A 12,691-nucleotide genomic window follows, 5' to 3' on the forward strand; every position below is an offset into this window, starting at 1 on the left:
ATGGCTCGTACCTTTAAGATCTTATCGCCGACGGCAATCCTCGGCTATGGCTTCCCGGAAGAGAGCTTTCTTAAAGCCATGTCGGAGTCCCCGGATCTGATTGCCGTTGACGCCGGTTCATCCGATCCCGGCCCCCACTATCTGGGGGCAGGCAAACCTTTTACCGACCGGGCCGGGGTGAAACGCGATCTGCGCTATATGATCGTCGCCGGCGTGAAGAACAACATACCGGTGGTGATCGGCACCGCTGGAGGATCCGGCGCCGCGCCGCATCTGGAGTGGTGTCGGCAGATTATCCATGAGATTGCGCAGGAAGAAAAACTGTCGTTCTCCATGGCGCTGATCCCGTCTGATGTTGATAAAGCCATCATTCATCAGGCGCTGGATAACGGCAAAATCACCGCCCTGGACTTTGTGCCTGAACTGACCCACGAGGCCATTGAAGAGAGTACCTATATCGTCGCCCAGATGGGGATCGAACCCTTTCAGCGGGCGCTCGCCGCCGGCGCCCAGGTGGTGCTTGGCGGCCGGGCGTACGATCCGGCCTGCTTCGCGGCGCTGCCGATTATGCAGGGCTTTGATGAGGGGCTCGCCCTGCACTGCGGCAAGATCCTCGAATGCGCGGCCATTGCCGCCACGCCGGGCTCCGGTTCCGACTGCGCCATGGGGATTATCGACGACAGCGGCTTTACGCTGAAAGCGTTTAATCCAAAGCGTAAGTTTACCGAAACCTCTGCGGCGGCGCATACGCTGTACGAGAAGTCCGATCCGTATTTCCTGCCCGGTCCGGGCGGCGTGCTTAACCTGAAAGGATGCACCTTCAAAGCCGTCAACGAAGGCGAGGTTTACGTCAGCGGTTCTCGTCATGAAGCGACGCCGTACGCGCTGAAGCTGGAAGGCGCGCGGCGGGTCGGCTTCCGCTGCCTGACCATTGCCGGAACGCGCGATCCGATCATGATTGCCGGAATCGATAATATTCTTGAAGAGGTACAGACCAGCGTCGCACGCAACCTCTCCCTGAACGATGACAGCATCCGCATGACCTTCCATCTGTATGGAAAGAACGGCGTGATGGGCAATCACGAACCGATGAAAATCGCCGGGCACGAACTGGGCATCCTGCTTGATGTCGTTGCGCCAACCCAGGATATCGCCAACAGCGTCTGTTCGCTGGTGCGCTCTACCCTGCTGCACTACGGCTATGAAAACCGCATTGCCACCGCGGGCAACCTCGCCTTCCCGTTTTCGCCTTCCGATATTCAGAGCGGCCCGGTGTATGAGTTCTCAATCTATCACCTGATCGAAGCCAGCGACGCGCTGCGCTTTGACTTCCATATCGAACAGGTGACGCCAGAAGGAGTTCAGGCATGAAACAATCCCTATGCTCACTGGCGCAGGTGATCCGCTCCAAAAACGCCGGACCGTATGAACTGGTTTTAGATATTTTATTTAAAACCCGGGAAGATTATCAGCGGGTCAAACGTTCTGAGCAATTAACCCCGCAGCTTATTGCCGGCTTATATAACGTAAAGCCTGATTTTATTCATCGCATTATCTGGTTCGATCCGGCCAACGCGGTAAAAATCGTCATGCCGCGGGATATTATTTCCGGCAACGTCGGGGACAATGATGTTTATGGCGCTCAGCAGCATGCGCCGTTATTAAGTATTGAGTTCGATTTCTAATTCTATATCCAATGGATTTCGAGTTGCATTGAGGCGGCAACTGAGAGACAAATTCGTCAGGAACGAATTTGAACAGCCGGAGGCTGCCTTCGGTGAGGGACATGGATGTCCCTCATTCATCCCCAGGAGCGTACATCCGTACGTGACTGGTGAGCAAAGGCAGCCAACAAAAATGCAGCTTGAAAGGCGACGGATATAAAAATACAACAACATCCATTGGTATACAGGATTTCGCTGTATCACTGTATTCCAGACAATTTATGCGGTTGGTCACCACAGGCGTACGTCTGCGCTTCTGCCTGGCGCAGGCGTACGCCGCCCTACACCACTTCACGACTAACCCTGTTCCGATGGAGTAAATATGAAAAAAATAAGTTTAACCAAAATGATCATATTAGGCCTGATACTCGGCATGATTGCCGGGGTGATCATTAATAATATGGCATCAGCAGATACAGCAAAATCCTATGCGCAGGATATCTCCATTTTTACCACTATATTTTTACGCCTGGTAAAAATGATTATCGCCCCGCTGGTAATATCAACGCTGGTGGTCGGCATTGCCAAAATGGGCGATGCGAAAACGCTCGGGCGTATATTCTCTAAAACCTTTTTCCTGTTTATTTGCGCCTCGCTGCTGTCGATTGCGCTGGGTCTGGTGATCGTCAATCTGTTCCAGCCAGGCGCGGGCATCAACTTTGTCCCCCACGATGCCGGAGCCGTGGCCGCCGTTCAGTCCGAGCCCTTCACCCTGAAAGTGTTTATCTCGCACGCGGTACCCACCAGCATCGTTGATGCGATGGCGCGCAACGAAATTCTGCAGATCGTGGTGTTCTCTATTTTCCTCGGCTGCAGCCTGGCGGCGATCGGCGAAAAAGCCGAGCCCATTGTGAAGGTACTCGATTCGCTGGTGCACGTGATGCTGAAGCTCACAGGGTACGTCATGCTGTTCGCGCCGCTGACCGTTTTCGCCGCCATCTCCGGGCTGATTGCCGAGCGCGGTCTGGGCGTGATGGTCAGCGCCGGGATCTTTATGGGTGAGTTCTACCTGACGCTGGGCATGCTGTGGGCAATCCTGATTGGCCTGTCGACGGTGATTGTCGGCCCATGTATCAGCCGCCTGACCAAAGCGATCTTCGAGCCCGCGCTGCTGGCCTTCACCACATCCAGCTCAGAAGCCGCCTTCCCAGGAACCCTCGATAAGCTGGAAAAATTCGGCGTCTCTTCCAAAATCGCCAGCTTCGTCCTGCCCATCGGTTACTCCTTTAACCTGGTCGGCTCCATGGCCTACTGCTCGTTCGCCACGGTGTTTATCGCCCAGGCCTGTAACGTCCACCTCAGCATGGGCGAGCAGATCACCATGCTGCTGATCCTGATGCTGACCTCCAAAGGGATGGCGGGCGTGCCGCGCGCCTCAATGGTGGTTATCGCCGCGACGCTGAACCAGTTCAACATTCCGGAAGCGGGCCTGATCCTGCTGATGGGCGTCGACCCGTTCCTCGATATGGGTCGCTCCGCCACCAACGTGATGAGTAACGCCATGGGCGCCGCCATCGTTGGCCGTTGGGAAGGCGAGCATTACGGAGAAGGCTGCCGCGGCACCGCCCCGGTCAAAAAACCGGAGCAGGAACGCCCTGCCAGCGAAACGTCCGAAGTGGCGATGTCCTGACAGCAAAATGGCTATGAGCCCCAGGCCGGATACGTCCGGCCCGGTTCCCTCCAATCATCCCAACAGGACACCCCATGAACGTGAAATTTCTTGGCACCTGCATCTTAACCGCCAGCTTACTGTTTAGCGCCGCCGCGCAGGCGCAAAGCGCGCCGGACTACGCCAGCATCATCGAGCAGGCGCATCAGAAATATAAGAGTAATCACGACGGTAAAGTCGCTGACTATATCCCTGCCCTGGCGAGCTATAGCCCGAATAATTTCGCCATTACGCTCGCGACGGTCGAAGGCAAAATTTACCAGACCGGCGACGTGACAAAAGCCTTTCCGATGGAATCCTTAAGTAAAGTTTTCACCCTAGCGCTGGCGATGGAGCAGCGCGGGCCGCAGGAGGTGCTGGATAAACTCGGCGCGAACGCGACCGGCCTGCCCTTCAATTCCGGCTTAGCCGTGGAGCTTACGCAAGGCGCGCCGGAGAATCCGTTAGTCAACGCCGGCGCCATGAGCACCGTGAGCCTGATTGCGGCGAAAGACAAAACCGACCGCTGGAACAACATTCTCAACAACCTCAACGCCTGGGCCGACAGCTCCCTGAGCGTTAACGAGCCGGTATTTCAATCCGAAATGGAGACCAATCAGCATAACCAGGCGCTGGCGATGCTGATGAACTCATACCGCAGCTTCTATGGCGACCCTCAGGAAGCCGTCGAAATCTACACCCGTCAGTGTTCGGTGGATATCACCGTTGAACAGCTCGCCAAAATGGGGGCCGTACTCGCCAACAATGGCAAATCACCGTTCAACGGCAAGCAGCTGCTCACCGCCAGCTACGTCCCGCAGGTGCTGGCGGAAATGGCGATCGCCGGGCTGTACGACGGCAGCGGCAAATGGCTGTACACCGTCGGTATCCCGGCAAAATCCGGCGTTGGCGGCGGAATGGTCGCCGTCGTACCCGGGCAATACGCTATCGCCGTCTACTCCCCTCCGCTGGATGCAGCCGGTAACAGCGTCCGCGCCCAGCAGACCATCGAGTACGTCGCGAATGCGACGCGGGCCAATCTCTTTTTAGCGAAATAGTGAGAAGTAAAATGTCGAAACCCTTTGTCTGGCAGGAACTTTTTGTTCAGAGCAACGATAATACCGAATATGAACTGCTAACGAATCAACATGTTAAGGTGACAGAGTTAGATGGAGAAGAGGTCATCAAGGTTGCACCGGAAGCGTTAACATTGCTGGCTCAGCAGGCATTTTATGAGGCGTCGTTTTTCCTGCGCGCCGGGCACTTAAAGCAGATCGCCAGCATCCTGCACGACCCGCAGGCCAGCGGCAACGATAAATACGTGGCGCTACAGCTGCTGCGCAACGCCGAAGTCTCGGCAAAAGGCGTGCTGCCAAACTGCCAGGATACCGGGACCGCCACCATCGTCGCGAGCAAAGGCCAGAACGTCTGGACCGGCGGTAACGACGCGGAAGCTCTGAGTCAGGGCATCTACACCACCTTTCAGGACAACAATTTACGCTATTCGCAAAATGCTCCCCTTGATATGTATACCGAGGTCAACACCGAGACCAACCTGCCCGCGCAGATTGATATCAGCGCGGTGCCGGGCAGCGAGTACCGCTTCCTCTTCGTCAATAAAGGCGGCGGTTCGGCGAACAAAGCCGCGCTATTTCAGGAAACAAAATCTATTCTGCAGCCGGAAAAACTCACCGCCTTCCTGATTGAAAAAATGAAGGCGCTGGGCACCGCCGCCTGCCCGCCGTACCACATCGCCTTTGTCGTGGGGGGCCTGTCGGCGGACCAGGCGTTGAAGGTGGCGAAGCTGGCTTCGACAAAATATTACGACAATCTGCCCACCAGCGGAAACGAACTGGGCCAGGCGTTTCGCGATACGTCGCTGGAAGCGGCGCTGCTCAAAGCCAGCCGCGAGTTCGGCATCGGCGCACAGTTTGGCGGCAAATACTTCGCCCACGACATTCGCGTGATTCGCCTGCCGCGGCACGGCGGCTCCTGCCCTATCGCAATGGCGCTTTCCTGCTCCGCCGACCGAAACATCAAAGCCAAAATCAACAAACACGGCATCTGGCTGGAGAAGCTGGAACATAACCCGGGCAAGTTTATCCCTGATTCTCAGCGCATAGAAAACGGGGCGCAGACCGTCCAGCTCGATCTGAACCGGCCGCTGCGCGACATCCTCCACGACCTGTCAGCCCTGCCCGTGGGCACCCGACTGTCGCTGAGCGGTCCGATTGTCGTCGCCCGCGACATCGCCCATGCCCAAATCAAAGCGCGTCTGGATAACGGCGAACCGATGCCGGAGTATATGCGCAAGCATATTGTCTACTACGCCGGCCCGGCGAAAACGCCGAATAATCTGGCCTGCGGCTCGCTGGGCCCCACCACCGGCGGACGCATGGATGGGTATGTTGACGCTTTCCAGGCGGCGGGCGGCAGTTTGATCATGCTTTCCAAAGGCAACCGCAGCCAGCAGGTGACCGAGGCCTGCCATAAACACGGCGGCTTTAATCTCGGCAGCATCGGCGGCGCGGCGGCCCTGCTGGCGCAGCAGTATGTGAAAAGTTTGCGCTGCCTGGAGTATCCGGAGCTGGGCATGGAAGCGGTATGGATGATGGAAGTCGAAAATCTGCCCGCGTTTGTGCTGGTTGACGACAAAGGCAACAACTTCTTTAGCCAGTTCGAGCAGCAGCACCGCTGCGCCACCTGTCCGGCAGGACACTAAGGAGCATTTATGCACGCGCGAGGCAATCCCGACCGCCATCGTCAGCGCCAGCAGAAGCTGAAAACGCAGGTTGCTACCCGCGTGGCGGCGGCAACGGAGCAAAAAGGCATTCTGATCGTCTTCACCGGCAACGGCAAAGGTAAATCCACCGCCGCCTTCGGTACGGCAACGCGCGCCGTCGGCCACGGTAAGCGCGTCGGTGTTGCCCAGTTCATTAAAGGTCAGTGGGATAATGGAGAGTACAACACGCTGCATCCGCTGGGCGTTGAGTTTCACATTATGGGCACCGGCTTTACCTGGGAAACGCAAAACCGGGAGGCAGATATCGAGGCGGCGTCGGCCGTATGGCAGGAGAGCAAGCGCATGCTGGCCGACCCGAGCTACGATCTGGTGGTGCTGGATGAACTTACCTATATGCTGGCGTATCACTATCTGGATACTCAGGAAGTGATCGCGGCGATAGAGAATCGTCCGCCGCGGCAGAACGTGATTGTCACCGGCCGCGGCTGCCACGCCCGGCTGCTGGAGCTTGCCGATACGGTTAGTGAGCTGCGTCCGGTGAAGCACGCCTTTGACAGCGGTATTCAGGCGCAGGTGGGAATCGACTGGTAGTTTTACCCGGCTCGCGCTGCGCTTAGCCGGGCTACGGGTTCACAGCGTTCTGCGGGCCAGTAGCCGGACAGATGCGCAGCATCGCCTCCGGGAAACTCAGCCACTCTGCGCTATGCTCCCGGGGGCGGCGCTCGACGCGCCTTGCCCGGGCTACAGGTTCACTGCCGTCTGCGGGCCGGTAGCCCGGACAGATGCGCAGCATCGCCTCCGGGAAACTCAGCCACTCTGCGCTATGCTCCCGGGGGCGGCGCTCGACGCGCCTTGCCCGGGCTACAGGTTCACTGCCGTCTGCGGGCCGGTAGCCCGGACAGATGCGCAGCATCGCCTCCGGGAAATGATGCCGCTCTGCGCCCGGCACCGCCGTCTGCGGTCCGGATAACGCGCCGTCAGGCTGCCGAGACCACCGATTTTTGCAGCAGCCACTCGCGGAATACCTGTAAATGCCGGGATTCCGCTTTATCCTCCTGCCACGTCATAATGAAGCGGTTGCCGGTGCGAATCGGCACATCGCAGGGGATCACCATCTCACCGCTATCCAGGTCATGCTGAATGGCAAAACGCGGCAGCAGCGCCACCCCCAGGTTCGAACGCACCGCCGCAATCAGCATTGAGAGCAGGTCAAAACGCGGACCGATGTTGATCTGCGGGCTGGTGATATTCGACAGCGCAAACCACTCCTGCCAGCCGTGAATTCGCGTGCTTTGATGCAGCAGCGGAAACTCGCCCAGCAGCTCCTCGACCGCCAGCTTCTGCCCGGGTTCGGACAGCAGCCCGCAGCCGCACACCGGCAGAATTTCCTCTTCGAACAGATACTCAACCTCCGCCCACGGCGAGCAAAAATCCTCGCGCATAATGGCGGCATCGTACTCGCGGCTAAGAAAATCGCCAATATTAGCCAGCGAATGAATATTAACGATAATGCCCGGATGTAATTTATTAAACTCGCGCAGGTTGGGGATCAGCCAGTGGGTGCTAAAGGTAGGATTGACGGCCAGCTCAAGCACCTGCACCGTCGGTTGCCATGTCATAATGGAGTTGGTATCACGTTCCAGTTTGTTAAGCGTTTCCTTAACGATAGTCAAATAATGCTTGCCAGCCGCATTTAAAAAAATCCTTTTTTTAGCATGATTAAATAATGACGTATGGAGGAAATCCTCCAGCGCCGTGACCTGTCGGAACACGGCGCTTTGTGTTAAAGCCAACTCTTCCGCTGCTCGAGTATAACTTTCGTGGCGAGCCACAACCTCAAAGGTCACCAGTAATTCAGTTTTGGGGATTTTTCCTCTCATAACGTCTTCCATTTACGGCGTGCAAAAAATTGTTTAATAGATAAAAAAAGCGCGCAAGGACATCAGATTAGCCCCGGGTGTTATATTTTATTTTACCTTCAGATGTCATTGATCTATTCCATGATTAATGCACACTGTTATTGATCAAATAATAACCAATAATACCCAGGCACTACAATAAACACAATTTAAACAATGTGATTGCCATGCAAATAACAACAATAAGTTGTCAATATTTTTTCACATTAACTTGTTTATTTGCGAAGTCAGTCGATGAGACGGTGAAATTTAATTGCCCGCTGGTGAGCATAAATGAAAATTTTTCCGCGATCGGCCACACATTATGAGCGCTCCAGGAAAAATCTGTATTAACGATAAAACGGCGGCTAATCGACTTACCGTGAAGCGGCTGCCAGACGCCGATCGCGGAACGACTGCGGGCTGGTGCGATGAGCGGCGCGAAACACCCGACAAAAGTAGCTGGTTTGCGCAAACTGAAGCTTACGCGCTACGCTGTCTACCGAATATGACGGATCGCCAAGCAGTTCTCCGGCACGCTGCATTTTGCGCTGATTAACCCAGACTTTAAAATTCACCCCCTGGCGTTTTTTAAAAAAACGACTAAAATAATTTGCGCTTAAACAAACGTGAGCGGCGACGGTCTCTAAAGACAGCTCACCATATAAATTTTCATCAATATAGCGTAATGCCGACAGCAGTTTTATTTCATGCGACGATTTTTGTGAATAATAAAACTCTCTCTTATGCCGCAACGGTTTCTCGTCCACTTGCCTGTTTTCTGCAATCGCAGACATATTATTAACGATAAAATGCAGTAATCTTATCGCCGCCGCCCGATGCTGGTTGTCGGTAGCGTTATGATGGTCGCAAATAATATAACCGGATAATGTATTGTCCTGAATCAGCGGTAAGGCAAAGAAATTTAACCCACCATAGCCAGCAGGTAATCGATTGTCATTCGCCTCAATCACCGTGGTCTCCAGCCCGGTAGCCCGCGAAAAAAGCGCTGCCAGCGAGCTAAAGCCCTCCCATTGTTCATGCCTTTTCTTTCGCACCACATTATTCCCCACCGCCTTTTGCAAGCACTTAATATGCAAAATAGCGCGGATAAAAAGGATGATGCCGGACGCAAAAAATAATCTCATTTGCGCAGATGAATATGATTAAACGGCATGAAATCGCGGGCGAAAACGGCGTAACGCCTGATGGCGCAGTGGCAGGCAAAAAAAGGCCATCATCAGATGGCCAACCATGTCGAAATTGGACCAGCCCTTAACCATGCAGAACGTCAGGGCTGTTTTTTTACTTATTACTTAATTACGGTTTTCAGCGCTTCGCCGATATCGGCCAGGCTGCGAACGGTCTTCACGCCAGCGGCTTCCAGCGCGGCGAATTTCTCATCCGCCGTCCCTTTACCACCGGCAATGATGGCGCCCGCGTGACCCATACGTTTGCCTTTCGGCGCGGTCACGCCGGCGATGTAGCCGACAACCGGTTTGGTTACGTGATCTTTGATGTAAGCGGCCGCTTCTTCTTCCGCGCTACCGCCGATCTCACCGATCATGACGATCGCTTCGGTCTGCGGATCTTCCTGGAACAGCTTCAGGATATCGATGAAGTTAGAGCCCGGGATCGGGTCGCCGCCGATGCCCACGCAGGTGGACTGGCCGAAGCCGTAATCAGTGGTCTGCTTAACCGCTTCATAGGTCAGGGTACCGGAACGGGAAACGATGCCCACTTTACCCGGCTGGTGAATGTGGCCCGGCATGATGCCGATTTTGCATTCGCCTGGGGTGATCACGCCCGGGCAGTTTGGCCCGATCATGCGCACGCCCGCTTCATCCAGCTTCACCTTCACGGTCAGCATATCCAGCGTCGGGATGCCTTCGGTGATGGTGATAATCAGCTTAATGCCTGCATCGATAGCTTCCAGGATGGAGTCTTTGCAGAACGGCGCCGGAACGTAGATAACGGATGCGGTTGCGCCGGTCGCTTCTACCGCTTCGCGCACGGTGTTGAACACCGGCAGGCCCAGATGGGTGGTGCCGCCTTTGCCCGGCGTTACGCCGCCAACCATTTGCGTACCGTAAGCGATGGCTTGTTCAGAGTGGAATGTACCCTGGCTACCGGTGAAGCCCTGGCAGATAACCTTGGTATCTTTATTAATTAAAACGGACATTATTTCCCCTCCACTGCGGCAACAACCTGCTGAGCTGCATCCGTCAGACTTTTCGCTGCAATAATATTCAGGCCGCTGTCAGCCAGTTTCTTCGCGCCCAGTTCGGCGTTGTTACCTTCCAGACGAACCACTACCGGGACGTTAACGCCCACTTCGGCTACCGCGCCGATGATGCCGTCGGCAATCAGGTCGCAGCGTACGATACCGCCGAAGATGTTAACCAGAACCGCTTTTACGTTGTCGTCAGAGAGGATGATTTTAAACGCTTCGGTGACGCGCTCTTTGGTTGCGCCGCCGCCAACGTCGAGGAAGTTAGCCGGTTCGCCGCCGTGCAGCTTAACGATGTCCATGGTACCCATGGCCAGGCCCGCGCCGTTCACCATGCAGCCGATGTTGCCGTCCAGCGCGACGTAGTTCAGTTCCCACTGCGCCGCCTGAGCTTCGCGCGGATCTTCCTGCGACTGGTCGCGCATTTCGCGCAGATCCGGCTGGCGGAACAGCGCGTTGCCGTCAGCGCCCAGTTTACCGTCGAGACAGATCAGGTCGCCCTGCTTAGTGATCACCAGCGGGTTGATTTCGATCAGCGCCAGGTCGCGCTCAAGGAAAATCGTCGCCAGGCCCATAAAGATTTTGGTGAACTGCTGAACCTGTTTACCTTCCAGACCCAGTTTGAACGCCAGTTCGCGGCCCTGGTAAGGCATCGGACCCGCCAGCGGATCGATGGCGATTTTGTGGATCAGGTGCGGAGTCTCTTCCGCCACTTTTTCGATTTCCACGCCGCCTTCGGTAGAGGCCATAAAGACCACGCGACGGGAGCTACGGTCAACAACCGCGCCCAGGTACAGCTCTTTATCAATATCGGTCGCCGCTTCAACCAGAATCTGGTTAACCGGCTGGCCGTTCGCATCTGTTTGATAGGTGACGAGGCGTTTGCCCAGCCAGTGTTCAGCAAATGCGCGAATGTCTTCTTTGCTCTTCACTACTTTCACACCGCCCGCTTTGCCGCGGCCACCAGCGTGAACCTGACATTTCACTACCCACGGACCCGCGCCGATTTTTGAAGCGGCTTCTTCTGCTTCACGCGGAGTAGTACAGGCATAACCCACCGGCGCCGGTAAGCCATAGCGGGCAAAGAGTTGTTTTGCCTGATATTCATGTAAGTTCATGTGTTCAGTCCATCCTTCAGGGAATAATTATAAACCTGTAGGCCTGATAACGGCGCTCGCGCGCTTTACCCGGCCTACGGTAGGTCATACTCTTGCTGACTACACGTCCAGCAGCAGACGAGTCGGGTCTTCCAGCAGCTCTTTAATCGCAACCAGGTAGCCAACCGACTCACGTCCGTCGATCAGACGATGGTCATAGGAGAGCGCCAGGTACATCATCGGCAGAATTTCCACCTTACCATTCACCGCCATCGGACGATCTTTAATGGCATGCATGCCCAGAATCGCGCTCTGCGGCGGGTTGATGATCGGCGTGGACATCAGAGAACCGAATACGCCGCCGTTGGTAATGGTGAAGTTACCGCCGGTCAGGTCGTCTACGGTCAGCTTGCCGTCGCGGCCTTTTACTGCCAGCTCTTTAATTTTCTTCTCGATATCCGCCATGCCCAGCAGATCGACGTCGCGCAGAACCGGGGTGACCAGGCCGCGAGGCGTGGAGACCGCCATGCTGACGTCGAAATAGTTGTGGTACACCACGTCGTCGCCATCGATAGAGGCGTTCACTTCCGGATAACGTTTCAGCGCTTCCACGACCGCCTTCACGTAGAAGGACATGAAGCCCAGGCGGATACCGTGACGTTTTTCAAACGCGTCACCGTACTGCTTACGCAGATCCATAATCGGCTTCATGTTGACTTCGTTGAAGGTCGTCAGCATGGCGGTGGAGTTTTTCGCTTCCAGCAGACGCTCGGCAACGCGTTTGCGCAGACGGGTCATCGGCACGCGTTTTTCCGAGCGGTTGCCCAGCTGCGCCGCCGGAGCAGCAGCAGCGGGAGCAGCCGCCGGCGCTTCAGCTTTAGCCGGAGCGCTCGCCAGATGCTTCTCCACGTCTTCACGGGTCAGGCGGCCGCCAACGCCGGTGCCTTTAATGGCCGCCGCGTCGAGGCTGTGTTCCGCCAGAAGACGGCGAATCGCCGGGCTCAGCGCATCGTTGTTTTGTTCTTCCAGAGAAGCCTGCTGGCGCTGGGCCGGCGTCGACTCTTTGGCATCGGCTTTCGCACCGGACTCTTTGCCCGCGCTGTTGCCTTCACGCAGGCGGCCCAGGATCTGACGAGAGAGCACGGTAGCGCCTTCGTCTTCAATCACCGCGTCCAGAATGCCATCCGCTGAAGCCGGTACTTCCAGTACCACTTTGTCAGTTTCGATTTCTACCAGCACTTCGTCACGAACAACCGCATCGCCCGGTTTTTTATGCCAGGTGGCAACCGTTGCGTCAGCTACGGACTCAGGCAGGTCGGGAACCAGAATATCTACGCTACTCATTATGTAT

11 protein-coding genes are annotated in these 12,691 nt (G+C 55.9%); 6 read left to right on the forward strand and 5 right to left on the reverse strand.

The annotated features are described in order from the left end of the window. The 6 genes from ABLU87_RS13195 to cobO all read left to right on the forward strand — a co-directional run bounded on the left by ABLU87_RS13195 (nt 1) and on the right by cobO (nt 6,706). The gene (locus ABLU87_RS13195) at nt 1–1,371 is read left to right on the forward strand and encodes an acyclic terpene utilization AtuA family protein (RefSeq protein ID WP_122117567.1); all 1,371 of its coding nucleotides are present in this window, start codon (nt 1–3) and stop codon (nt 1,369–1,371) included. Continuing rightward, a complete protein-coding gene (locus tag ABLU87_RS13200; RefSeq protein ID WP_004848939.1) occupies nt 1,368–1,685 on the forward strand; it encodes a DUF4387 domain-containing protein in 318 nt (105 codons plus the stop codon). Before ABLU87_RS13195 ends, ABLU87_RS13200 begins: the two co-directional genes overlap by 4 nt. Before the next feature lie 361 nt (nt 1,686–2,046). Beyond that, nucleotides 2,047–3,354: a dicarboxylate/amino acid:cation symporter gene (locus ABLU87_RS13205; protein WP_014228451.1), complete on the forward strand. Its 1,308-nt coding sequence runs from the start codon at nt 2,047–2,049 to the stop codon at nt 3,352–3,354. A 74-nt stretch (nt 3,355–3,428) separates the two neighbouring features. Beyond that, nucleotides 3,429–4,430 carry a glutaminase A gene (gene glsA, locus ABLU87_RS13210; protein WP_014228450.1) on the forward strand — a complete coding sequence of 334 codons (1,002 nt, stop codon included), beginning with the start codon at nt 3,429–3,431 and terminating at the stop codon, nt 4,428–4,430. Between the two features lie 11 nt (nt 4,431–4,441). Beyond that, the gene (locus tag ABLU87_RS13215) at nt 4,442–6,094 is read left to right on the forward strand and encodes a class I fumarate hydratase (RefSeq protein ID WP_057173521.1); all 1,653 of its coding nucleotides are present in this window, start codon (nt 4,442–4,444) and stop codon (nt 6,092–6,094) included. Between the two features lie 9 nt (nt 6,095–6,103). Beyond that, nucleotides 6,104–6,706 carry a cob(I)yrinic acid a,c-diamide adenosyltransferase gene (gene cobO / locus ABLU87_RS13220; RefSeq protein WP_014228448.1) on the forward strand — a complete coding sequence of 201 codons (603 nt, stop codon included), beginning with the start codon at nt 6,104–6,106 and terminating at the stop codon, nt 6,704–6,706. 386 nt (nt 6,707–7,092) lie between these two features. Here the strand turns inward: cobO and ABLU87_RS13225 are convergent, their stop codons facing one another. The 5 genes from ABLU87_RS13225 to odhB form a co-directional block, all read right to left on the reverse strand. Continuing rightward, a complete protein-coding gene (locus ABLU87_RS13225) occupies nt 7,093–7,995 on the reverse strand; it encodes a LysR family transcriptional regulator (protein ID WP_004848928.1) in 903 nt (300 codons plus the stop codon). A 395-nt stretch (nt 7,996–8,390) separates the two neighbouring features. Beyond that, nucleotides 8,391–9,161 (reverse strand): AraC family transcriptional regulator, encoded by a 771-nt coding sequence (locus ABLU87_RS13230; protein WP_064379176.1) that lies wholly within the window; start codon nt 9,159–9,161, stop codon nt 8,391–8,393. A 164-nt stretch (nt 9,162–9,325) separates the two neighbouring features. After that, nucleotides 9,326–10,195: a succinate--CoA ligase subunit alpha gene (sucD, locus tag ABLU87_RS13235; protein ID WP_004100288.1), complete on the reverse strand. Its 870-nt coding sequence runs from the start codon at nt 10,193–10,195 to the stop codon at nt 9,326–9,328. Then, nucleotides 10,195–11,361: an ADP-forming succinate--CoA ligase subunit beta gene (sucC, locus tag ABLU87_RS13240; RefSeq protein WP_004848923.1), complete on the reverse strand. Its 1,167-nt coding sequence runs from the start codon at nt 11,359–11,361 to the stop codon at nt 10,195–10,197. The genes sucD and sucC overlap by 1 nt, the downstream gene beginning before the upstream one ends. Before the next feature lie 99 nt (nt 11,362–11,460). Further along, complete coding sequence (gene odhB / locus ABLU87_RS13245; RefSeq protein ID WP_004848921.1) at nt 11,461–12,684, reverse strand: 2-oxoglutarate dehydrogenase complex dihydrolipoyllysine-residue succinyltransferase; 1,224 nt, start codon at nt 12,682–12,684, stop codon at nt 11,461–11,463. Nucleotides 12,685–12,691 lie beyond the last annotated feature (7 nt).

Origin of the sequence: Klebsiella sp. CB_Kp196 (assembly GCF_040061575.1) — a bacterium.
GTDB classification, from domain to species: domain Bacteria; phylum Pseudomonadota; class Gammaproteobacteria; order Enterobacterales; family Enterobacteriaceae; genus Klebsiella; species Klebsiella michiganensis.